The organism is Gallibacterium salpingitidis (assembly GCF_001678495.1).
GTDB classification, from domain to species: Bacteria; Pseudomonadota; Gammaproteobacteria; order Enterobacterales; family Pasteurellaceae; genus Gallibacterium; species Gallibacterium salpingitidis.
The window spans coordinates 97,731-120,164 of sequence record NZ_JTJL01000016.1 but is presented as its reverse complement, the minus strand read 5'-3'; the positions used below and the strand labels follow the sequence as shown (position 1 = coordinate 120,164).

The 22,434-nt window shown below is 36.5% G+C and carries 22 protein-coding genes; 9 read left to right on the top strand and 13 right to left on the bottom strand.

Annotated features, from left to right (window positions below; translation table 11 throughout):
- Positions 1–130: 130 nt before the first annotated feature.
- Both QS62_RS05110 and QS62_RS05105 read right to left on the bottom strand, forming a co-directional pair.
- Positions 131–1,435 carry an MFS transporter gene (locus tag QS62_RS05110; RefSeq protein WP_066106878.1) on the bottom strand — a complete coding sequence of 435 codons (1,305 nt, stop codon included), beginning with the start codon at positions 1,433–1,435 and terminating at the stop codon, positions 131–133.
- 164 nt (positions 1,436–1,599) lie between these two features.
- Positions 1,600–1,956, bottom strand: coding sequence for a PepSY domain-containing protein (locus tag QS62_RS05105; protein WP_066106875.1), 357 nt, complete (start codon positions 1,954–1,956; stop codon positions 1,600–1,602).
- Positions 1,957–2,191: 235 nt separating this feature from the next.
- On the opposite strand from QS62_RS05105, the gene QS62_RS05100 reads away from it, so the two are divergent.
- The 6 genes from QS62_RS05100 to prmA all read left to right on the top strand — a co-directional run bounded on the left by QS62_RS05100 (position 2,192) and on the right by prmA (position 7,617).
- The gene (locus tag QS62_RS05100; protein ID WP_066106872.1) at positions 2,192–2,884 is read left to right on the top strand and encodes an AzlC family ABC transporter permease; all 693 of its coding nucleotides are present in this window, start codon (positions 2,192–2,194) and stop codon (positions 2,882–2,884) included.
- Entirely contained in the window at positions 2,881–3,174 is a 294-nt protein-coding gene (locus tag QS62_RS05095; RefSeq protein WP_066106869.1) for an AzlD family protein, read from the top strand. The genes QS62_RS05100 and QS62_RS05095 overlap by 4 nt, the downstream gene beginning before the upstream one ends.
- An 81-nt stretch (positions 3,175–3,255) precedes the next feature.
- The gene (gene proS, locus QS62_RS05090) at positions 3,256–4,962 is read left to right on the top strand and encodes a proline--tRNA ligase (protein ID WP_066106866.1); all 1,707 of its coding nucleotides are present in this window, start codon (positions 3,256–3,258) and stop codon (positions 4,960–4,962) included.
- Positions 4,963–5,043: 81 nt separating this feature from the next.
- Positions 5,044–5,295 carry a YhdT family protein gene (locus tag QS62_RS05085; RefSeq protein ID WP_066106863.1) on the top strand — a complete coding sequence of 84 codons (252 nt, stop codon included), beginning with the start codon at positions 5,044–5,046 and terminating at the stop codon, positions 5,293–5,295.
- A gap of 2 nt (positions 5,296–5,297) precedes the next feature.
- Positions 5,298–6,749 (top strand): sodium/pantothenate symporter, encoded by a 1,452-nt coding sequence (gene panF, locus QS62_RS05080; protein ID WP_066106860.1) that lies wholly within the window; start codon positions 5,298–5,300, stop codon positions 6,747–6,749.
- Complete coding sequence (gene prmA, locus QS62_RS05075; protein WP_066106857.1) at positions 6,730–7,617, top strand: 50S ribosomal protein L11 methyltransferase; 888 nt, start codon at positions 6,730–6,732, stop codon at positions 7,615–7,617. The genes panF and prmA overlap by 20 nt, the downstream gene beginning before the upstream one ends.
- 67 nt (positions 7,618–7,684) lie before the next feature.
- Here the strand turns inward: prmA and QS62_RS05070 are convergent, their stop codons facing one another.
- From QS62_RS05070 to QS62_RS05055, 4 genes are read right to left on the bottom strand one after another with little or no spacing between them, the layout of a single operon-like run.
- Entirely contained in the window at positions 7,685–8,428 is a 744-nt protein-coding gene (locus QS62_RS05070) for an amino acid ABC transporter ATP-binding protein (RefSeq protein WP_066106854.1), read from the bottom strand.
- A gap of 2 nt (positions 8,429–8,430) precedes the next feature.
- Positions 8,431–9,147 carry an amino acid ABC transporter permease gene (locus QS62_RS05065; protein WP_197496263.1) on the bottom strand — a complete coding sequence of 239 codons (717 nt, stop codon included), beginning with the start codon at positions 9,145–9,147 and terminating at the stop codon, positions 8,431–8,433.
- A 22-nt stretch (positions 9,148–9,169) separates the two neighbouring features.
- Positions 9,170–9,949, bottom strand: coding sequence for a transporter substrate-binding domain-containing protein (locus QS62_RS05060; RefSeq protein WP_066106847.1), 780 nt, complete (start codon positions 9,947–9,949; stop codon positions 9,170–9,172).
- 32 nt (positions 9,950–9,981) lie between these two features.
- A complete protein-coding gene (locus QS62_RS05055) occupies positions 9,982–10,800 on the bottom strand; it encodes a transporter substrate-binding domain-containing protein (protein WP_066106844.1) in 819 nt (272 codons plus the stop codon).
- Between the two features lie 189 nt (positions 10,801–10,989).
- Here QS62_RS05055 and QS62_RS05050 point away from each other — a divergent pair, with 189 nt between their 5' ends.
- Positions 10,990–11,379 carry a YybH family protein gene (locus QS62_RS05050; protein WP_066106841.1) on the top strand — a complete coding sequence of 130 codons (390 nt, stop codon included), beginning with the start codon at positions 10,990–10,992 and terminating at the stop codon, positions 11,377–11,379.
- 37 nt (positions 11,380–11,416) lie between these two features.
- Here the strand turns inward: QS62_RS05050 and lacZ are convergent, their stop codons facing one another.
- Positions 11,417–14,473 (bottom strand): beta-galactosidase, LacZ type, encoded by a 3,057-nt coding sequence (gene lacZ, locus QS62_RS05045; RefSeq protein WP_066106838.1) that lies wholly within the window; start codon positions 14,471–14,473, stop codon positions 11,417–11,419.
- Between the two features lie 322 nt (positions 14,474–14,795).
- Here lacZ and dusB point away from each other — a divergent pair, with 322 nt between their 5' ends.
- A complete protein-coding gene (dusB, locus tag QS62_RS05040) occupies positions 14,796–15,770 on the top strand; it encodes a tRNA dihydrouridine synthase DusB (RefSeq protein WP_066106835.1) in 975 nt (324 codons plus the stop codon).
- 27 nt (positions 15,771–15,797) lie between these two features.
- Positions 15,798–16,094, top strand: a complete 297-nt coding sequence (gene fis, locus QS62_RS05035; RefSeq protein WP_065234168.1) for a DNA-binding transcriptional regulator Fis — start codon at positions 15,798–15,800, stop codon at positions 16,092–16,094.
- A 101-nt stretch (positions 16,095–16,195) separates the two neighbouring features.
- Here fis and QS62_RS05030 read toward each other — a convergent pair whose 3' ends face one another.
- From QS62_RS05030 to galU, 6 genes are all read right to left on the bottom strand, one after another.
- Positions 16,196–16,519, bottom strand: a complete 324-nt coding sequence (locus QS62_RS05030) for a ComEA family DNA-binding protein (RefSeq protein ID WP_066106833.1) — start codon at positions 16,517–16,519, stop codon at positions 16,196–16,198.
- Between the two features lie 189 nt (positions 16,520–16,708).
- On the bottom strand, positions 16,709–17,257 hold the full coding sequence (locus QS62_RS05025) for an NUDIX hydrolase (protein WP_066106831.1): 549 nt from the start codon (positions 17,255–17,257) through the stop codon (positions 16,709–16,711).
- Positions 17,235–18,368: a hypothetical protein gene (locus QS62_RS05020; RefSeq protein ID WP_156550068.1), complete on the bottom strand. Its 1,134-nt coding sequence runs from the start codon at positions 18,366–18,368 to the stop codon at positions 17,235–17,237. Before QS62_RS05020 ends, QS62_RS05025 begins: the two co-directional genes overlap by 23 nt.
- Positions 18,369–18,584: 216 nt before the next feature.
- On the bottom strand, positions 18,585–19,679 hold the full coding sequence (glpQ, locus tag QS62_RS05015; RefSeq protein WP_066106825.1) for a glycerophosphodiester phosphodiesterase: 1,095 nt from the start codon (positions 19,677–19,679) through the stop codon (positions 18,585–18,587).
- Positions 19,680–19,750: 71 nt separating this feature from the next.
- Positions 19,751–21,208, bottom strand: coding sequence for a glycerol-3-phosphate transporter (gene glpT / locus QS62_RS05010; protein WP_066106822.1), 1,458 nt, complete (start codon positions 21,206–21,208; stop codon positions 19,751–19,753).
- A gap of 309 nt (positions 21,209–21,517) precedes the next feature.
- A complete protein-coding gene (galU, locus tag QS62_RS05005) occupies positions 21,518–22,408 on the bottom strand; it encodes a UTP--glucose-1-phosphate uridylyltransferase GalU (protein ID WP_066106819.1) in 891 nt (296 codons plus the stop codon).
- Between the last annotated feature and the right edge of the window lie 26 nt (positions 22,409–22,434).

The following is a 22,434-nucleotide window of genomic DNA, read 5'->3' as shown; positions in this document are numbered from 1 at the left end:
TGCCTACTTTTCTTTGGGCATACAAAGAAAAGTAGGTCGCCCTTTAGGGCGAAACCTAAACATTAGTCAATAGATAATATGCTTATAAATTGGACAATACATTCTATAATGTATAATTCTATTTAATATATTAATTATCCCCTTGGTAACTCTTCAAATACACTAATGCCACAGTTGAAATCAATAACACAAACGCAACACCAATATATAAATTTTGCTTATCCCAACCTTGATCCAACAAAATACCTGCTACTGTTGGTGCTAAAATAGCGCCAATACGTCCAACGCCAATCGCGGCTCCGACGCCTGTACTACGGATATCCGCCGCATATACACTTGGATTTAACGTATAAAGACCGCTAATACAACCATTGATTAATGCACCGACTAAAATGCCTAGGATCATCGCTAACCATAATGTTGTGCTCGAAAGGATAAAACAAACCACCACAATCGCCGAAATAACAGTAAATAGCAGTAAAATTGATTTTGCTCGGAATAAACTTGCTAAGAAGCCATAGCACAATGCCCCGACGGTACCACCTAAAGAGATCATCATCCCGATACTAACGCTTTGTTCTACTGTCATACCTGCCTCTTTTAATAACGCAGGTGTCCATGAACTAATAAAGTAGAAACTAAACATAATCGAGAAAAAGGCAATCCAAAGTAGCAAAGTTGAACGGCGATAATTTTGATCGAAAATTCTAGTAAACGGCAAACTAGTTGTTGGTGCATCCAATTGCTTTTCCGGTAATGTCCATTGGCTACCTAAGCCCATTTTCGCTGTGATACGATTTAATTTTGCTTGGGCATTTTTCGGTTGTTTTACTAATAAGAAATCGATTGATTCAGGTAACCAAACCACAATTACTAATAAACATAATCCAGTCAATACCGCACCAGCTAAAAACACTGAACGCCAGCCATATTCTGTCTGCAACATTACCGCAAACATACCGCCTAATACAGCGCCAACTCCAAAACCAGCCGCATAAATACTGATCGCTAAACTGCGCCAACGACGGGAAGAGTATTCACTCGTTAACACATTTGTTCCTACTAAAATACCGCCAACACCTAAGCCTGTAAGTACACGCCAAATACCTAACCAAAATTGACTACCAGAGAATGCAGAACCTAACATCCCAATAGCAGACAATAACACCGCAATAATTAATAAAGGACGACGCCCAATTTTATCTGCTACGGGTGCCAAAAATAGCGAACCTGCCGCCATACCAAATAACCCAGCACTTAATAATGTTCCTAATTGCACGCCGCTTAAACCAAACTCTTGACGAATTGCCGTTGCCGTAAAAGCTAATGCCAATACATCAAAGCCATCTAATAAATTCATAATTGCCGCAATAACCACGATTCCCCATTGATAAGCGCTCATTGGACTACTGCTAATCGTATTACGTAAATTCATTTCACTTCCTTAATTATTTTTTAACAACAAAGGTCATAGATAATAACGGAAACAAAACAGTAAAGAAATGAGAAATTAAAAAAGAAACAGCAGCCAAAATTGACTGCTGTTTTAGGTTACTTATGGTGGGGTAATTTTATGTGATTTGCTAGTGACAACAATGCCTAATGCTCGTGTCTTTTGTGTCGGTGTGGACGATCCATGTCCTTAACTTCATTACGCAAAATTTCAGAAGTTACTGCATCAATTCTGACTTCTTTAATTTGCTTCTCCTTCGTGAAGATTTCTACATCATAAGTTGGATTACCTTCTTTACGTGGATGAAACTCTGCTTCCAGCACTTTTCCATCAACTTTTTGGTTAGCAATATCAATTGCTTGCACTAAGGTAATCTTGCTCGAATCTAATGCTTTTTCTAAACGTTGTGCACCTCCTTCATCTGCTAAAGCAAAATGCGCTGTGCCAACAGATAACAGCATTGCTGTCGATACAACAACCATTTTCCTTATGACCTTAGACATAATTATTTGTCTCCTTTATGAAATTTTTATTTTTTAGATTTAATAACACAAAACTAAGAGAATTTATCCCTCTACCTTATCGGCGAGGAGCAGTGTATAGCGGCAAAATTAGTAAAAAATTAGTGCTATTATTTTTTCTTTTCAGATAAACATAATTAACGCTGATCATTATTTAAATCTTTGTTATATTAAATCCCTTTCCTTTATTCATCCTGTTGGCAGGTTATAAGAAAGTATGCAACAGACAGATCGTCCAATTTATCAAGGCTTCAAAGATGCTCTACCAGTATTACTAGGTTTTATCCCTTTTGGTCTGGTTTTAGGTGCGCAAGGTTCAGCAAATCATATGATAGTTTGGCAAGTGCCATTAATGACTGGTGTGAATTTTGCTGGTGGTTCAGAATTCGCCGCCATTGGGTTATGGGCTTCTCCACCACCTCTATTATTGATTATGTTCACCACATTTTTAATTAATTGTCGCCATATTCTAATGAGTGCAGCTTTAACACCTTATTTAAAAGGATTACCTCTTCATAAGTGTTTACTAGTATTGTTTTTAATGTGTGATGAATGCTGGGCATTAGCACTCAATCACATCAAACAAAATTCACTACGCCAACTAAATTTACGCTATTACTTCTCTATGGCGATATCATTGTATCTCGCATGGATTATCTCTACTGGACTCGGTGCGCTATTAGGTCCTGTACTAGGTGATATTAAACAATATGGTTTCGATATGGCATTCGTTGCTGTATTTTTAGTGTTGTTGAAAGGAATGTGGACTGGTATTCGCCCTGCGTTTGCATGGATAGTTAGCCTTGTTGTTGCTGCTATTTCCTATAAATTATTTGAAGGCGCGTGGTATGTATTATTTGGTACCCTTAGTGGTTTAATCACTGCCTACTTTTTGGAGAAGCATAAATGAGTTGGGAAGTATTAACGATTTTTGCAATGGCTGCCGTTACCTATTCAACTCGTTTACTTGGCTTTTTCTTATTGCAAAAAACACAATTATCGCCAATGGCAAAAAATTTATTAGCACAAGTGCCTCCTTGTGTATTAATCGCCGTTATTGCCCCTGAATTTACCAGTAGCAATCCCGCTGATTGGATTGGTTTACTAGCCACTTTTTTAGCTGCAACACGATTTTCAGTATTACCGACAGTGGTGATCGGCATTATCGTTACCGCACTAGCTCGACATTTTATCGGATAAGGTGAGAATTAATTATTTTCCCTAATTTTAGCTAGTGTTAGAATACGCCCAATTTTTTACTTTTATTATGGATTTTTAATTATGCGTACTAGTCAATATCTATTATCAACGTTAAAAGAAACGCCAAACGATGCTGAAATTATCAGTATTCAACTTATGTTACGTGCGGGGATGATCCGCAAACTTGCTGCTGGTTTATATACTTGGTTACCAACTGGAGTCCGAGTATTAAAGAAAGTGGAAAATATTGTACGTGAAGAGATGAATAAAAGCGGTGCAATTGAGATCTCTATGCCTGTTGTACAACCAGCAGACTTATGGCAAGAATCAAAACGTTGGGAACAATATGGACCTGAATTATTACGTTTTACCGATCGTGGTGATCGACCTTTCGTGTTAGGACCAACTCACGAAGAAGTAATTACCGATCTTGCTCGTCGTGAACTCACCTCTTATAAGCAATTACCACTGAATTTATATCAAATTCAAACCAAATTCCGTGATGAAGTACGCCCTCGTTTCGGTGTGATGCGTTCACGTGAATTTATTATGAAAGATGCTTACTCATTCCATACTACCCAAGAAAGCTTGCAAGAAACCTATGATGTAATGTATCAAACTTATAGCAATATCTTTACTCGTTTAGGTTTGGATTTCCGTCCAGTACAAGCGGATACAGGTTCTATCGGTGGTAGCGCTTCACATGAATTCCAAGTATTAGCTGCCAGTGGTGAAGATGATATTGTATTCTCCACTGAATCTGATTATGCAGCCAATATTGAGTTGGCTGAAGCTGTTGCTTTAGGCGAACGTACTGCACCAACTGAAGAGTTGCGTTTAGTGGATACACCAAATGCGAAAACTATCGCTACATTGGTTGAACAATTTAATCTACCGATCGAAAAAACAGTGAAAACTTTGATTGTACATGGTGTAGAAGAGGGTAAATTAGTTGCGCTTTTAGTTCGTGGCGATCATGAACTTAATGAAGTAAAAGCGGAAAAATTAGCGCAAGTTGCTAGCCCATTAACTTTTGCTACTGAAGAAGAGATTCGCGCTGCTATCGGTGCTGGTCCAGGTTCACTTGGTCCAATTAATTTACCATTAGAAATAGTGATTGATCGCACTGTAGCCAATATGAGTGATTTTGGCGCTGGCGCTAATATTGATGGTAAACACTATTTTGGTATTAACTGGGAACGTGATTTACCAACCCCACAAATCGCAGATTTACGTAATGTTGTAGAAGGTGATCCAAGCCCTTGCGGTAAGGGAACATTGCTCATTAAACGTGGTATTGAAGTTGGGCATATTTTCCAACTTGGTAAAAAATATTCTGAAGCAATGAAAGCGACCGTTCAAGGTGAAGATGGTAAACCACAAACGATGATGATGGGTTGCTATGGTATCGGGGTTACTCGTGTCGTTGCAGCAGCAATTGAACAGAACCACGATGAACGCGGCATTATTTGGAGTGACACTATTGCGCCGTTCCAAGTTGCGATTGTGCCAATGAATATGCACAAATCACCAGCAGTGCAACAATATGCCGAAGAACTCTATCAAACCTTACAACAACAAGGTATTGAAGTGTTGTTTGATGACCGTAAAGAACGTCCAGGTGTAATGTTCGCTGATATGGAACTTATCGGTATTCCACATATGATTGTTATTGGTGAGAAAAACCTTGAAAAAGGTGAAATCGAGTATAAACACCGTCGTAGTGGTGAAAAACAAATGATCGATAGACAACAACTGGTTGGATTTATTTTAAACAAATTGAAATAATCATTGATTGTTTATAAGATGCTGAAGGCTTGATAACTTTATCAAGCCTTTTTATTTCAAAAAACGATACAGGAGGTAGAAATGTTAAAAATTGAACGTTACCGCCAAGCCACAAAAGAAGCAAAGATTACACTATTATTAGCATTACTTTATGTGATTGGTTGGTGTTTATGTGCCTATTTACCAAAAGGAACACATGGTCCTCTAGGCTTTCCTCTCTGGTTTGAACTTTCTTGCATTTATCTACCGATTTTATTCGTGGTTGTATGCTATTGGGTAATCCGTATCTTTTTCCAAGATATCCCTTTAGATAATTCTGATGATAAGGAGTAATCATGAATTTAGGTATTATTTTCCCACTTATCATCTATTTAGTTTTTATTTTTGGCGCTGCGCTTTACGCCTTTAGTAAACGCCAACAAGGAGATTTTCTAACCGAATATTATGTCGGTAACCGTTCTATGACGGGTTTTGTGCTAGCAATGACCACTGCCGCAACTTATGCCAGTGCCAGTTCTTTTGTTGGTGGGCCAGGAGCTGCCTACAAATTTGGTTTAGGTTGGGTATTGCTATCAATGATCCAAGTACCTGTGGTCTGGCTCGCCTTAGGTACTTTAGGGAAAAAATTCGCTATGTTATCACGCGAAACTAATGCGCTAACCATTAACGATCTTCTGCTCTATCGTTATAAAAATAAATATTTAGTCTGGATCGCGTGTTTCGCTTTACTAATTGCTTTCTTTGCTGCTATGACAGTGCAATTTATCGGTGGTGCTAGATTGTTAGAAACCACTATTGGTTTAAATTACACTTCTGCCCTTCTCATCTTTGCTGTTACCGTTGGCTTATATACCTTTATTGGTGGTTTTAGAGCCGTTGTTTTAACGGATGCTATCCAAGGTACTGTGATGATCTTTGGCACTATTTTATTACTTGGTGGCGTTATTTATGCTGCCGGCGGTGTCGAAAGTGCTGTCAATAAATTAACAGCTATTGATCCTGCATTAGTTTCACCATATGGACCAAATGAGATGTTAAGTTTTTCGTTTATGACCTCTTTCTGGGTATTAGTCTGTTTTGGTGTTGTTGGATTACCTCATACTGCTGTACGCTGTATGTCCTACAAAGATAGTAAAGCATTACATCGTGGTATGATTATCGGTACCATCGTCTTAGGGATTATTATGTTTGGTATGCATCTAGCCGGTGCATTAGGGCGAGTAATCATTCCGGATCTCACCATTCCAGATCAAGTCATTCCCGCGTTAATGGTAAAAGTCTTACCTCCTATTATTGCGGGTATTTTCTTAGCCGCACCAATGTCAGCAATTATGTCCACGATTGATGCACAATTGATTCAGTCTTCATCAATTTTTGTTAAAGATCTCTATCTTTCTGCCAAACCTGAAGCGACAAAAAATCAAAAGAAAATCAGCCGTTTTTCGTCACTCATTACCTTGCTGCTTAGTATCTTATTAATTTTCGCAGCGCTAAATCCACCAGATATGATCATTTGGCTCAACCTTTTTGCTTTCGGAGGTTTGGAAGCTGCTTTCTTATGGGTTATCATTCTCGGTCTTTATTGGGATAAAGCGAATGCTTATGGCGCAATCGCCTCTATGGTGACAGGTTTAGGCGTATATATTAGCTTTACCACCGCTGCAATAAAACCTTTTGATTTACATGCTATCGTGCCGTCATTAGTGCTCGGACTAATAGCATTTTTAATTGCAAATAAATTTGGTGAAAAACGTATCAAGGATAATTATGGCTTGGCTACAAATTAGATTAAACAGTACAAACGAACAAGCAGAACAACTCAGTGACAGCTTAGAAGAGTTAGGTGCCGTTTCTGTCACCTTTATGGACAGTAAAGACACACCTATTTTTGAACCATTACCAGGCGAAACTCGCTTATGGGGAAATACTGATGTGATGGCATTATTTGATGCAGAAACTGATATGCAAGAAATTGTAGCTGCATTACGTGCTGAACAAATGATCAATGAAGATACTGCTTATAAAATTGAACAAATTGAAGATAAAGATTGGGAAAGAGAGTGGATGGATAACTTCCATCCGCTGAAATTTGGGCAACGTTTATGGATCTGCCCAAGTTGGCGTGAAATTCCTGATCCGACAGCTGTGAATGTGATGCTCGATCCCGGATTAGCGTTTGGTACAGGTACCCATCCTACTACTGCACTTTGTTTAGAATGGCTTGATTCCCTAGATTTACAAGGCAAAACTGTCATTGATTTTGGCTGTGGTTCTGGCATCTTAGCTATTGCTGCATTAAAACTTGGTGCAAAACAAGCAATTGGTATCGATATTGATCCACAAGCGATTCAAGCGAGTCGTGAAAATGCAAAACGCAATGGAGTTGAAGATCGTTTGCAACTTTACCTTTCTGCAGATACTCCGAAAGAGTTACAAGCTGAAGTTGTTGTGGCAAATATTCTTGCTGGTCCATTAAAAGAACTTGCACCAGTAATTACAACATTAGTGTTACCACAAGGTCATTTAGGCCTTTCTGGTATTCTCGCAACACAAAGCGAAGCCGTATCTGCCGCATATAGTGATAACTTCGCCTTAGATCCTGTAGTGGAACGTGAAGAGTGGTGTCGCATTACTGGAATAAAAGAAAAGTTCTAAGCACTTTTTATTACTTTATTACTGATAAAGCAACAATAGCACCTAATTTGGTGCTATTGTCTCTTTATTAACGTCTAATTGATCTTAAAAACGCATTAGTACGAGGGTTAGTACTATGCTCAAACAGCTGTTCTGGGGTTCCCTGCTCAATAATTTGCCCATCTCCCATTAAAATAACGTGATCAGCAACTTCACGCGCAAATTGGATTTCATGGGTAACAATGACCATCGTCCAACCCTCACTAGCTAATGACTTCATTAATGCTAACATTCCTTGTACTAATTCCGGATCAAGCGCAGAAGTAGGTTCATCAAACAACATTAGTTCAGGTTCAATGGCTAATGCACGTGCAATACCAACACGTTGTTGTTGTCCACCAGAAAGTTGAAACGGGTAAAAATCAGCTTTATCCGCTAATTCTACTCTTGCTAATAAATGACGCGCTTTGGCTTCAGCTTCTGTCTTTGGTACTTTTTGTACAACAATTAGACCTTCAGTAATATTTTCCAACGCTGTCTTATGTGGAAAAAGGTTATAGTTTTGAAAAACCATTCCGCTTTTTTTGCGTAACGCTTGAATTTTATCTTTGGTTAAAGGTTTCGCAAAATCAATTGCTAATGAACCATCATCAAATTCGATCGTACCTGCATCCGGTGTTTCCAATAAATTGAGGCAACGTAATAATGTGGTTTTTCCTGAACCTGATGCACCAAGTAATACAATCACTTCACCTTTATTTATTCGTAAATCAATGCCTTTTAACACTTGATGATCGCCAAAGGCTTTATGTAAATTTTTAATTGATAACATTTTTACCTCGCCACATAACGTTCAAAGTGTTTTTCTAACCGTTGTTGTAAATAACTCAACACTGCGCATACTACCCAATACATCAACGCTGCTTCACAATAGATCAATAAAAACTCATAGGTACGAGAAGAAATAATATTCGCTTGACGCATCATTTCCGGCACTAATACCACACTCGCTAGCGAGGTTTCTTTCACCAAACCGATAAAACTATTGGATAGTGGCGGCACTGCAACACGCAATGCCTGCGGGCTAATAATACGAAAGAAATTCTGCCAATAACTCATACCGATAGTATAGCCAGCTTCCCATTGCCCTTTTGGTACAGATAGAATCGCTGCTCGAACAGTTTCAGAGGCATAAGCGCCCGTATTCAATGAAAATGCGATAATTGCTGTTGGCAACGGATCTAATGTAATACCTACATTTGGCAGCGCATAGAAAATAATAAATAGTTGCGCTAGCAATGGCGTACCACGAATTGCTGAAATATAAAAATTCGCCATTCCATTTGCCACTCTATGCAAAATATGTTTTTGCGGCGTTACTCTAATCAACGCAATAGCTAACGCAATTAGCATTCCGACTAAGAAAGAGACAATCGTTAATGGAATGGTGAAATAAACCATTCCTTCTAACATAGGAAAAAAAGCATCAATCGCGATTGATGCTTTATTATCGTCCATCCAAGGAAGTGTACTCAAAATCGAGTGAAAAATAGCGGAGATACTCTCCGATACATTACTGCTCACTAATATCTACTCCGAAAAATTGTTTAGAAATGGCGGCTAATTTACCTTCCTTTTTCAATTCTGTTAAGGCTTGATTTAATTTTTTTAGTTTTTCCGTATCGTCTTTCCGGACAATAAATCCTGCCGTTACTGTACCTTCTTCAGGTAAATCAAATACTTGGATTTTATCATCGACTTTTAATTTCTTCTGATAATACAACACTGCAAGACGATCATTAAGAGTAAAATCGACACGCCCTTGTGCCACTAATGCCATTTCCTGTCCTAGTCCGCCTTCTACAAGTACAACTTCAGCCTGATTTTGGCGTACTAGGTCGGCAAAATTACTGGTAAATGCTAAACCACCTTTTAAGCCTTTGAGGTCTTTTACTGCACGCACATTTGGTAAACTAGAGCGTACCGCTAATGCTGCACCAGAATAACTATAAGGCAATGAACTTTGATATTTTTTACGACGTTCATCATTCATCGTCACCTGATTTACTACAGTATCGAAACGTCCGCTGTTTAATCCTGCCAATAAAGCATTCCATGCCGTTTCTTTAAATTCAATCTTTAAGCCTAGTTTTTCTGCTACCGCTCTAGCAACCTCGACATCATAACCGGTTAATTTCCCTTGCTCATCGTGATAAGTAAAAGGTGGATATGTACCTTCCGTACCAACAGTTAAAGTGTCTTTTGTCATCCACCCTGCATCATCAGCGAATACGCTTGTTGCACTGAATAAGCCTAATACGAGTAATCCTTTAACTAATTTACGAATTAACATAACCACCTCTACCTACTACTCACAAGTTCTTATTATTCAATTACCGAAACATCTTCACCAAAGAATTGATTAGATAACTCTTTTAATTTTCCTTCTTTTTTAAGTTTCTCAATCGCCGCATTAAATTTCTCAATCACAGCTTGATTACCTTTATTGAAAATAAAGCCCGATCCTACTGGTTGAGATTTATCACGTAAGATAATTTCTAAATTTGCATTTGGGTGTTTATGTAAAAAGTCTAATACCGCAAGACGATCATTTAAGGTCACATCTGCACGATTTTGTAACACCAATTGAATCGCTTGTGCTAAACCATCAACCCCTACGATTTCTGCACCATTTTTAATTGCCAATTCACCGTAGTTACTGGTAAATGATTGTGCTGATTTTAAACCTTTGAGATCTTTCCAATCTTTAACACGAGTATCACCTTTACGTCCTACTACAACTGCACCTGAATAGCTATATTCAGCACTCTTATCATATTTAGCACGACGTTCCGGTGTAGTTAAACCAACTTGATTCGCTACCACATCAAAACGATGGTTATTTAATCCAGATAACATTGCATCCCATTGTGTTTCTTTAAAATCAACTTTAACGCCTAACTCTTTCGCCACTAAACGAGTAAGTTCAACATCATAACCAGTTAATTTTCCTGACTCATCGTGATAGGTAAATGGAGGATAAGTTCCCTCTGTTCCGACAACGATAGTGCCATGTTCATTGACACGTTTTGCTAAATCTGCCGCAGCTTCTTCATTAGTTAATGCCATTGCTGATTGTGCTACAGCAAACCCCAAAGAAATCAATAACACACTTTTTAAATAATTTTTGATTGTTGTTTTCATTGTTTTTTCCTTACAACTTGGTTTAATAGATTTGAGGCAAAGTCTAGCGAGAGTCATGGAAAAATGAAAATAGCTGTTTTTCTTTATATATAATATTTAGTTATAAAAATATTTTTATCACAACATACTTACAGTGATTTCGTTCCCTTTATATACTTAATTCTCTGTTCTGAAATAAAAGGAGAAACAATGAATCAAGAGATCCAACAACTAATTCAGCAAGCTGACTTAGCTATTAGTGAAGAGCGTTTCGATGATTTAATGCAATTTTATACTGAAGATGCGGTATTAGTGATCAAACCGGGATTAGAAGTTCAAGGTAAAGCAGCGATTAAACAAGCATTTATCAAAATAGCTGCTTATTTCAAAAACAGTATCAAACCAACACAAGGCAAAATGATAATGTTAGAAGCTGGCGATACTGTTTTGGTATTATCACAAACTTTTTTAAGTGCCGATAACCAAGCCACCTCAGAATATAGTATGGAACGACAAGCTACTTATGTATATCGTTACATTGATGGTAAATGGTTATGTGCCATTGATAATTCTTATGGGACGTCTTTATTAGCCGAATAATGATTGAGGTTTCACCATACTAGGTGAAACCTCAGTTCTACTTATCATACCCTGTTAAAAGAAAACGAAAACTGAGTTTGCCTGTTGCAGGAATACAATATTCTGGATGCACTTCTGCACCCCAACTATCATCGCCACCTACACCCATTTGCTTAGCAGCCACTGTTACTACCGTATAATGCACTGGTGGTAGTTCATAGTGATGTTGAGCTTGTTCTAATTCAAATGCCGTATAAGGTAAGAAATTACACTCTAATGGTTGATCAACTGCTTTCACTTGAAAACCCGCACTCGCCATTGCGTTATAACATTTTACCCAACGCACACCGGTACGATTTCCCGTTTCTTGTGGAATACTATAAGGAGCATAGTTGTCACTGACCGTATTATGAAAGATACCTAATTTTGCTCCACTACAACGATCTTGATAATTTTCCGCTTCACCTAAAGCATACCAACTTAACTGCTGATACTCTGCATCAGTACGGAAGCTCAAGGCAAAAATTGGTAAATCAGGTAGTCCTGCTTGTCCATCATATTCGCAAAGTACCTCTATCTCACCTGACAACAACACGTGATACGTTACTGTTACCATAAGTTGTTCATAAATTGGATAAATATAGGTGAATGCAACTGTAACGCTGCCATCTGCTAATTGCTGCCAGGTCATCTCACGACAACGTGCTGACAAACTTGCCATTAACCAATAGCCCGCTTTAAAACGTCTTGCTGTACCACGATCGTTATCTGTTGTTGCTCGCCAAAATAATGGCATTGGTGGTGTTTTAATCAGCTCTTTACCATGAAAAATTAAAGAAATTAAGCTGCCTTCTTGTCGAGAAAAAAGTGCCGAGAAATGCTCTCCAGATACCCCAAGATTAATATCTCCATTAACCACTTTAAGTGCTTTCTGAGTATTCTCCGTCACATTTTTTACAACAGCTGACTTCGTAAAAATGCATTGTCCAAATGCCAATTCACTATCTGCTTCTGCCCATAATGTTTTTTGTTTTAAATGTGCTGTTACTTGAACACAATACTCACCTGCATAACGTAAATTTTGTTCCGCCCAAGTTAATGCAATTTGTTGGACTGATTGTGGTGGAATAACCGCTGTAAAGGTATTGCTCTCTAGCTCTTTACCATCCAACAATAAATGTGCGACAAAGTAATAATCGTCAGTATCAATAAAGCAATTGTCATTGCGAATTAACACACTGTCTTGTTGTGGTTCTAATTTTAGATTTTGATATAGATACTTAACTTCCTGCATTTTTGGTGATAGTGTCCGATCAGCAAAGACCAGACCATTACAACAGAAATTACGATCGGTCGGACGATCATTAAAATCACCGCCATAAGCAAGATAATCATGCCCATAACGATCTTTCTGTAATAAACCTTGATCAATATAATCCCAAATAAAACCACCTTGATATTGGCGATATTTCTCTAATGCAATATATTTATGCAAATTCCCATTAGAATTACCCATTGCATGACTATATTCACAACTAATATAAGGTTTAGCTGGATTTTGTTGTAAATAGGCTTCTATTTCATCTGGTTTCGCATACATACGACTTTCCATATCACTGATCTGATCAAACTCACGACAATGGAAAACGCCCTCATAATGTACTAAACGCTTAGGATCTTGAGTGCGCAAATAATTAGCAACATTTAACAACACTTCCCCGGCATAGGATTCATTACCGCATGACCAAATTAAAATAGAAGGGTGATTTTTATCACGCTCATACATTGATTTTGCACGATCTAAAACACTCTCTTGCCAACGCATATCGCTACCTGGAATATTCCACGATGGTTCAACTTTTCCCATTTTTTGCCACGAACCATGCGTTTCTAAATTCACCTCATCAATCACATACAATCCATATTGATCGCACAACTCATACCATAAAGTTTGATTCGGATAATGTGAGGTTCTGACCGCATTAAAATTATTCTGTTTTAACGTTTTAATATCCCACAACATATCTTCAGCAGTAATTGCCCGACCCCGATGACAATTAAATTCATGGCGATTTACCCCTTTAAATACAATGCGTTGCCCATTTAATAACATCACGCCATCTTTCATTTCAAAACGGCGTATACCAATTTGTTGCGGCACTACTTCAATGACTTGCTGTTGCTGATCTAAGATTTGTAGATAGAGTTGATATAAATAAGGTGCTTCAGCACTCCATAAAATCGGTTGTGCTAGCGGTAAGCAAAGTGATACTTGATCAGCGGTTAATGTTTGTTGTGTTGCAGCTACCGTTACGCCATTAGCATCAACTAAAGTGGCAACAACTGTTTTCTCTGTTGCTGGTTCAGCTGCTCGTAATGTGCCACTAATCTTTAATTCTGCATAATCTAAGGTTGCAGGAATTTCTGTAATAACAGCAACATCATACAGATGAATTTTAGGAATCGTATATAAATAGACATCACGAAAAATACCGGAAAAGCGCCAAAAATCCTGATCTTCGAGCCAGCTTCCTGTACTACGTTGATAAACCGCCACCGCAAGTTTATTCTCACCATCCTTTAAAAATGGTGTTAAATAGAATTCTGCTGGCGTAAAGGAATCTTCACTATAACCAACAAATTCACCATTCAACCAAACGAAGAAGGCTGTTTCGACACCTTGAAATGAAATAAAGAGCTCTTGTGATTGCCATTGTCGTGGTACATAAAAATATTTCACATAACTGCCCACACTATTATCATCAACAGGAATGGCTGGTGGACGAATATCTGCTTTACCATCCCAAGGATACATCGTATTTACATAGTGCGGTTTCACAAAACCTTGCAATTGAATATGTCCCGGAACACGAATAGTCTGCCAACTACGATTATCATAATCCATTTGATAGAACTGCTGCGGTTGTTGTTGTGGATTCTTTGCATAATGAAAAAACCAATCACCATTTAATGAATAACGCATTGACATTTCTGCTTTACGTTGCGCTTCCGCCAACGTAGCGTAATAGCGATGATCTGAATGAGCTGCAAGTCGATTTACTGAAAAAATTGCTGGATCTGATAACCATTGTAAACGAGGTTGTAAACTACACATAAATATTCCTTTATTCCGTTGTTATGCGCCAATCATAAGAGAGTTTTAAGCAATAAAATCATTACTCTTTATTCTTTTTTTAGCAATCAGCTTTGATCAATTTTCGATTTTAATCATAAAATTTTTACATTGTTTAAACTTTCAGCGAATTAAGTCGAAAAAAAGTACATTTTTTCTTCGTTAAATCGCATTTAGTGCTTCACTATTGCAGTAAAAGTGCGTATTATAAGCGACCGTTTCAGTCCCAAAGACTGGCGATTTTGTCATCATCAATTCACCCAAAAAAGAGCAAAAACGATAAGGTAGTTATAGGTAATAAAACGTGCAGATTGGTCAATTTAATTTGAAAAATCCTGTTATTTTAGCACCTATGGCAGGGATTACTGATCTTCCTTTCCGACGTATTTGTTCACAATATGGCGCGGCATTAACTTTTTCAGAAATGATGTCCACGAACCCTGATGTATGGCATACCGAAAAATCTAAATTACGCTTAGCTCATCATCCTCAAATTGGTATCAATGCGGTACAAATTGCCGGCAGTGATCCAGATGAAATGGCGCAAGCAGCACAGGTTAATGTCGGTTACGGCGCAGAAATCATTGATATTAATATGGGATGTCCTGCCAAGAAAGTGAACAAGAAATTGGCGGGTTCGGCTCTATTACAATATCCAGATCTAGTCGCTAAGATTTTAAAAGCAGTGGTAAATGCAGTCGATGTTCCCGTAACGTTAAAAATAAGAACTGGTTGGGATCTACAACATCGTAATTGCAGTTTGATTGCCAAAATAGCTGAAGATGCAGGTATTCAAGCGCTCACTATTCATGGGAGAACGCGAGCCTGTTTATTCAATGGCCATGCAGAATATGACAGTATTAAAGCAGTCAAACAAGCAGTATCAATTCCTGTTATTGCAAATGGTGATATTGATTCTGCCAGCAAAGCTCAAGAAGTCTTAGATTACACAGGTGCTGACGCTGTTATGCTTGGGCGTGGGACATTAGGAAACCCATGGATTTTTCGAGAAATTACCGAATTATTAGAGCAGAACAAAACTAGTTCAGAGATACCATTTTCTGAAAAGCAAGAGTTAATTTTGCAACATATAGCCAGCTTGCATCGATTTTATGGTGCAGAAAAAGGTTATCGCATTGCACGAAAACATGTTGCCTGGTATATCGACCGTTTTGGTTCATACTCTGATTTTAAGCGAGCTTTTAATGCATTGACTGATCCTAATGATCAATTAAATGCGTTAGAGGAATTTTTGTGTTCAATCCGACTTATGTCGTAATCATAATAAAGTAGATAAAGGGAAAAAATGTTCGAACAACGTAGCACTGCCGAAGCATTAACAGTATCAACGTTAAATGCGCAAGCTCAAGTAACTAATAAACCATTACGTGATTCTGTAAAACAAGCATTAAAAAACTATTTAGCACAACTAAATGGACAAGATGTGAATGATCTTTATGAATTAGTATTAGCAGAAGTTGAGCATCCGATGTTGGATATGGTTATGCAATATACTCGCGGTAACCAAACTCGTGCTGCAACTATGTTGGGCATCAACCGTGGTACCTTACGCAAAAAATTAAAAAAATACGGTATGGGCTGATTAGAAACTTTCTCTTAAGAGAATTATTATTGCTCCCAAATTATCCTTTATTTGGGAGCAATTTTTTTGTTGTTCTCAATAGGAAATTTTTACTGTATCCATTATTCTACCGTCATTCTCTCCTTATTCTTTTCAAGAATTGCTGCACCAATTCCTTTTACTTCAGTTAGCTGTTCAATAGCAGTAAACGCACCATGTTGTTCACGATACTCCACAATTGCTTGTGCTTTTTTCGCCCCGATACCAACTAAGCCTTTTTGTAATTGCTCCGCCGTAGCAGTATTTAAATTTACCTTATCACTTTGTACTGCCGCTGGCTGTACTTGCTCTGGTGAATTTGTTGTTTCGGTTGCTGCGATGGACAAGGGAGATAACAACATAGATAAAGAACCACAAACTAACAATAAAAAATGTTTTAGTTTCATAAATTACCTCATCAATTAATAACCATAGAATGTCATTTGTTATGACGATTGCATTGTGAGCAAAAAAGCAAGTTAAGACGAATTAATGAGATAAAAAATGGAACCGAGATCGCAGAAATAGATTTAATTATAAAAATAGCCCAATATTCATCATATATTGGGCTAAAGAGATTTATTTTGAGATAATATTTATATTGTTAAATCATAGAAAGCGATACCACAAATAGTGAAACTATCTACAATTTTACCATCTCGCATTAATTTCTTAATATCAGCTAACTTTTTCCAACAAAAATCCTCAATATTCTCTTCTCGTTGTAAATGAATTTCTGGTAAATTTTGCTTAATATCAATTAAATAAAATGGTGTCATAGTAGCTGCAATTGAAGAGCTGACCGCCATCTCTCCTAATTTCTTAATTGAATCAATATCAGGATTAAATATTACTCCTGTTTCTTCAAATAATTCTCTGATAGCACATTCTTCCAATGTTTCATTGGGTTCCACATATCCTCTAGGAAACTCTAAACTCATACTATCTATACCATAACGATAATTATCAATTAATAATAACTTATCTTGGCATTTACATATTGCTACAGCACCAGGATAATTTGAATCCTTTTCAATTAAACGTAAATGTTCAAATGTTTTTCCTGAATCATCCTCTACATTATTATTTTGTAATTCTAAATATTTATTTTTAAAGATAGTATTAATTTTTATGGTCTTTAACACTTGCTTTTACTCCTATTAATAAATGTTTTGACTCAGATACACCTAACAATCTTGTCTTTGGAATAAGGAATGATGCTGCTTTATGAGCAGCACTTACACCTCTATCACTTGCTTCATTTAATAGTTCATCTACAAGGTAATTAACAATGCCTGTTGGATTAGAAATTAAATCTAATACTTCAATTTTAGATTTAATAGCTTTGATTGTTTTATATAAATTATATGCAGTTATTAATATTCCACTAGCAGCATATGAGTCAAATATTTTTTCGTATAAAAAATCTAAAGAATCAACACTTTTATACCTAAAGATCTCACCTTCTTTTATAAAAGAGCTATTATAAGATATATCAATTACATCTGTTTTCAATTTTTCCTTAAGAATTACTTCATAATTCTTAAAGTCTTTTTTTAGCATATTTTCTAATAAATGATAAATATCAGAACGGCTTTTTATATCATTATTACTTTCAATCAATATGATAAAACCTAACAATGCATCAATATAAACTTTTTTTAGATCTTCATTAATTTCTTGGAATTTACTTATATCTCTTAAAATATATCTAGATCTATTTAATAATGCACTTCTTAAATCTAATACGGCATTATCATTTCTTATTTTAAAAATATTATGACATGTTTCTTTATAAATATACTTAGCAAAATCATTTAGTGCAGAAAGTTTATAATGAATTTTTTCTTTCATTATAGAATCTTGCTCGATAGTTTTCTTTGTCAAATTATATGAACTAAATAAATAGTTTTCTCGTAATTTATCTGAATAATATCTTTCAAATGGATTGTCTTGGTGGTGAAAATCAAAATATCCATCTTCAATAAAATTATTATAAATATGAATATTAATACAATATTCTATATTATCTCTTTCTTTTTCTTTTATTCTTTTAACAAAGAATTTTCTTACATTTGGATCTAAAATTGCCGTTTCAAATCCTTCACTATCAAAGATCATATTGGGGTTCATACCAATACTTTTTGCCATCAAAATACTAGATTTAAAACGTTTCAAATAGTTAGCGTTATCGTACGTAGAATTAACACTATCACAATCTGCCACATAAAGATTGGCACGAAACAATTCTTTCATAAATTCACCCCAATAAAGCAATAACCCCATTAGGTATTACCGCTTATTTAACTTTGTAGAATAGGATTTCATATCTATTATCAATTGATATACAACCACAATATCAGATCTTCTAAAAGATTACAGAAAATTGATCATGAATTTTTTGAAATTGTGATAAAGATCCATCCAATATTTTTTAAACAAGTGGATATTGGATGGATGATATAGGGAAGGCTATTTTTTACACTGATTATCAAGGAATTGCACTGCTAAATCTGGAAAATCAGTAAATAGACCTGTTGCTCCAGCTTTGTTATACAACGCATCATACATCTCATTCACGTCTTTCATATATTTAGGTAAAGCATCTTTCCGTACAGTATAAGGATGTAATTCTAATTTTTGTGCAGCAATATCTTGTACCATTGGTGTATATTTAATATTACCCACTGTTGATTTTTCATCATCAACTAACATATACCAACCTGGTCCAACACCATCAGCATATTTTGCTACTTCTGCCATAGCGCCAGGTCTAAACATCCAATCATAACTATAATTTACCCATTGCCCTTGTGCATTTTTCTCTTCTGTTTCATGCCAATCCGTATAAGCAACTAACTGAACCAATTTTAGATCCATGCCTAATTTAGGTTCTAATTCCGTTTTAATGCGTTTTAATTCGTTAAAATCAAAAGTTTGAAGATAGACAAGATCATTCTTGTTGGTATACCCATATTTTTTCAATACTTTTAATGTTGCTAGTGCAATATCTTTACCCTCTTGATGGTGTAACCAAGGTGCTTTGATTTCTGGATAAATTCCTATCTTTTTCCCTGTTGACTTTTCAAGGCCTTGAATAAATTCGATTTCTTCCTCAAAGGTATGAATCTTAAAATTAGATTTCCACATTGGGAAACGATTTGGATAAACTTGTACTTGTTTACCATTTTCGTTTTTGAAATTTTCAGTCATATTCAAACTTTTAATTTCCGCCAAGGTAAAATCCATTACATAATATTTTCCATCTTTACGGTGACGTTTTGGAAATTTTGTCGCAACATCTGTTAAGCCATCTAAGAAATGATCATGAATTACGACTAAATGATTATCCTTAGTCATTACAAGATCTTGCTCTAAATAATCTGCTTTTTGCCCAAAAGCTAGTGCTTTGGACTCTAAGGTATGTTCAGGAATATAACCACTAGCACCACGATGCGCTATAACTAACTTTTTATCACAAGATAATGTTTGGGTTGTTGACTGTGTAGCACAACTTGCCAGTAGGCCTGTACTCATTAACGCAATTACAAGATGTTTTAATTTCATATAAGTTCTCCTTTAATTGATAAACAATAGATACAAAAAAGGCGATAAACCAAGTTATCGCCTTATAAAAATTAGTTACCGTAACGATCTTCTTTCGCTATCTTCGCTTTATGTTTTCCTTCTTCCATCATCGTAATCAACATTAGTACACAAGCTAAGACTGAACCACCTACCATAACGTAGAAACCACCGTCCCAGCCGTAAGTATCAGATGCCCAACCTACAACCGCGCTTGCTGCAACTGTACCACCAAGATAACCAAACAATCCTGTGAAACCTGCTGATGTACCAGCTGCTTTTTTCGGTGCTAATTCTAATGCGTGTAAACCGATAAGCATAACAGGGCCATAAATTAAGAAACCAATAGTCGTCATCAAGATGAAATCAGTTAATTGATATGGGTTTTTATACCAAGGTAAATTCGCATATTGTGCTAATTCTTCTTGTGGTGTTGCTGGATTTAACCAGAATACAACAACAGCAATAGTTACTAACACCATAAACACGAAGCCAGTTAAACCACGTTTACCCTTGAACACTTTGTCAGATACCCAACCACAAAGTAATGTACCTGGAATCGCTGCGAATTCATAAATCGCATATGCAGATGCTGTACCTTTAATATCAAAATGTTTTACTTCACCAAGATAAACTGGTGACCATTTCAAAATACCGTAACGAATGAGGTAAACAAACACGTTAGCAATTGCAATGTACCAAAGTAAGCGATTTTTCAACACATAAGTAATAAAAATATCTCTGGTGCTAAGATTATGTTCATAGGTTTTTTCATTATAATCTTCAGGATAATCGTTTTTATATTTTTCGATTGGCGGTAAACCACAAGATTGCGGTGTATCTTTCATCACAAAGAAAATAATTACCGCAGCAATCATTGCAGCAATACCTGGGTAATACAATGCTTCTTGCCACACATGACCAAAGGTAACTTTAGCTACTTCTGGGTGATTTGCAGCATAAATTGAGCTAGCAACACCAACTAATACAGCCGGCATCATACCACCTACATTATGTGCGGTATTCCAAATAGAAACGATTGTTCCACGTTCTTTCTTTGACCACCAATGCACCATGGTACGACCACAAGGAGGCCACCCCATACCTTGGAACCAACCATTAATGAACAAAATCACGAACATAATAAGAATGCCTGATGTTGCCCATGGAATTAATCCCATTAATGTCATACATAAACCAGATAATGCTAAACCAAATGGTAAGAACATCTTCGGATTAGAACGGTCAGAAATAGCTGCCATAAAGAATTTAGATAGACCATACGCCAAACCTGGTGCGATACCGATAATACCAAGTTCGGTTTTGGTGTACATTCCAGCCTCAATTAATCCTTTTTGCGCCAAATCGAAATTACTACGCACGAAGTAATATGCAGCATAACCAAAGAAAATACCAAAAAATACTTGCCAACGTAAACGACGATACGTTGGATCAATTTGATCTTCTGGAAGCATAGGCTTCTCAGGAGCAGGTTTTAAAAAACCAAACATAGTGATCCTCCAATTTTTTTTTATAATAAAGACTCAAAAGACTTCAGGCCTAAAATATCACAAAACCATACTATTGTTGTGTATATCATTTATTATTTGTGAGCGTTATCACAAATAATTTTGCTTTTTTATTTTCATATTGAACATTTTTACTAAAAAGTAACAAAAAACACTCAAAATAAAACTAAAATAAGCGTTTTCAGTAAAATTTATCGCCAAAATGAATAAATAGATGAGCGAATAGAAAGATAGGATAGGAAGATAGAAGAGAAAAATAGGCTAAAAATTATTTAGCCTATTTAAACGGAATTATTTTAGAGTTTTAGCAAGCTGTAACAAATACTGCTTAAACTCTTCACCTAATTTTGGATGATGTAAGCTATGCTCAACAAATGCCTGCATATAACCAATTTTATCACCACAGTCAAAAGTTCTACCTTTCATCGTAAAGGCTTCTACTGTTTCTTGTTTAATTAGCAAATCAATTGCATCAGTTAATTGGATTTCATCACCTACGCCTACTGGTGTTCTTGCTAATAGATCCCAAATTGCTGCTGAGAATACATAACGCCCTACTACAGCATAATTTGATGGTGCAGTTTCTACACTTGGTTTCTCAACAATATTATGAATCACTGCACTTTCATGTGTATTTAAATCAACATCTGCGCAATCTACAATCCCATAGCTAGAAACATCTTCCTTAGCAACTGGTGCCACCATAATTTGGCTAGCTTTGGTTTCATTGAAACGCTTAATCATTGCAGCTAAATTCTCTGTTTTCTGATCCGCAGTAAATTCTGCCAAAATTACATCAGGTAGCACTACCGCAAAAGGTTCATTTCCGACCAAAGCGCGACCACATAACACCGCATGACCTAATCCTTTAGCGTAACCTTGACGTACATGCATAATAGTTACGTCTTTTGGACAAATCGAACGTACTTCTTCCAACAATTGACGTTTTACCCGTTTTTCCAACATTGTTTCCAATTCAAACGAGGTATCAAAATGGTTTTCAATAGCATTTTTTGAAGAGTGCGTTACTAAAACAATCTCTTTAATACCAGCAGCAACACATTCATTCACGATATATTGAATCAATGGTTTATCTGCAATAGTCAACATCTCTTTTGGAATGGCCTTCGTCGCTGGCAACATTCTTGTTCCTAAACCAGCAACAGGGATAATTGCTTTCATTATTATTCCTTTTCTCTCTAAAAATC

Coding starts and splice junctions, on each gene's coding strand:
- QS62_RS05105 (WP_066106875.1), bottom strand. CDS start 1,956: ATGTCTAAGGTCATAAGGAAAATGGTTGTTGTATCGACAGCAATGCTG.
- QS62_RS05085 (WP_066106863.1), top strand. CDS start 5,044: ATGTTAAAAATTGAACGTTACCGCCAAGCCACAAAAGAAGCAAAGATT.
- QS62_RS05100 (WP_066106872.1), top strand. CDS start 2,192: ATGCAACAGACAGATCGTCCAATTTATCAAGGCTTCAAAGATGCTCTA.
- QS62_RS05020 (WP_156550068.1), bottom strand. CDS start 18,368: ATGAAAGAATTGTTTCGTGCCAATCTTTATGTGGCAGATTGTGATAGT.
- QS62_RS05055 (WP_066106844.1), bottom strand. CDS start 10,800: ATGAAAACAACAATCAAAAATTATTTAAAAAGTGTGTTATTGATTTCT.
- glpT (WP_066106822.1), bottom strand. CDS start 21,208: ATGTTTGGTTTTTTAAAACCTGCTCCTGAGAAGCCTATGCTTCCAGAA.
- QS62_RS05070 (WP_066106854.1), bottom strand. CDS start 8,428: ATGTTATCAATTAAAAATTTACATAAAGCCTTTGGCGATCATCAAGTG.
- prmA (WP_066106857.1), top strand. CDS start 6,730: ATGGCTTGGCTACAAATTAGATTAAACAGTACAAACGAACAAGCAGAA.
- lacZ (WP_066106838.1), bottom strand. CDS start 14,473: ATGTGTAGTTTACAACCTCGTTTACAATGGTTATCAGATCCAGCAATT.
- proS (WP_066106866.1), top strand. CDS start 3,256: ATGCGTACTAGTCAATATCTATTATCAACGTTAAAAGAAACGCCAAAC.
- galU (WP_066106819.1), bottom strand. CDS start 22,408: ATGAAAGCAATTATCCCTGTTGCTGGTTTAGGAACAAGAATGTTGCCA.
- QS62_RS05030 (WP_066106833.1), bottom strand. CDS start 16,519: ATGAAACTAAAACATTTTTTATTGTTAGTTTGTGGTTCTTTATCTATG.
- QS62_RS05095 (WP_066106869.1), top strand. CDS start 2,881: ATGAGTTGGGAAGTATTAACGATTTTTGCAATGGCTGCCGTTACCTAT.
- glpQ (WP_066106825.1), bottom strand. CDS start 19,679: ATGAAATTAAAACATCTTGTAATTGCGTTAATGAGTACAGGCCTACTG.
- panF (WP_066106860.1), top strand. CDS start 5,298: ATGAATTTAGGTATTATTTTCCCACTTATCATCTATTTAGTTTTTATT.
- fis (WP_065234168.1), top strand. CDS start 15,798: ATGTTCGAACAACGTAGCACTGCCGAAGCATTAACAGTATCAACGTTA.
- QS62_RS05050 (WP_066106841.1), top strand. CDS start 10,990: ATGAATCAAGAGATCCAACAACTAATTCAGCAAGCTGACTTAGCTATT.
- QS62_RS05110 (WP_066106878.1), bottom strand. CDS start 1,435: ATGAATTTACGTAATACGATTAGCAGTAGTCCAATGAGCGCTTATCAA.
- QS62_RS05060 (WP_066106847.1), bottom strand. CDS start 9,949: ATGTTAATTCGTAAATTAGTTAAAGGATTACTCGTATTAGGCTTATTC.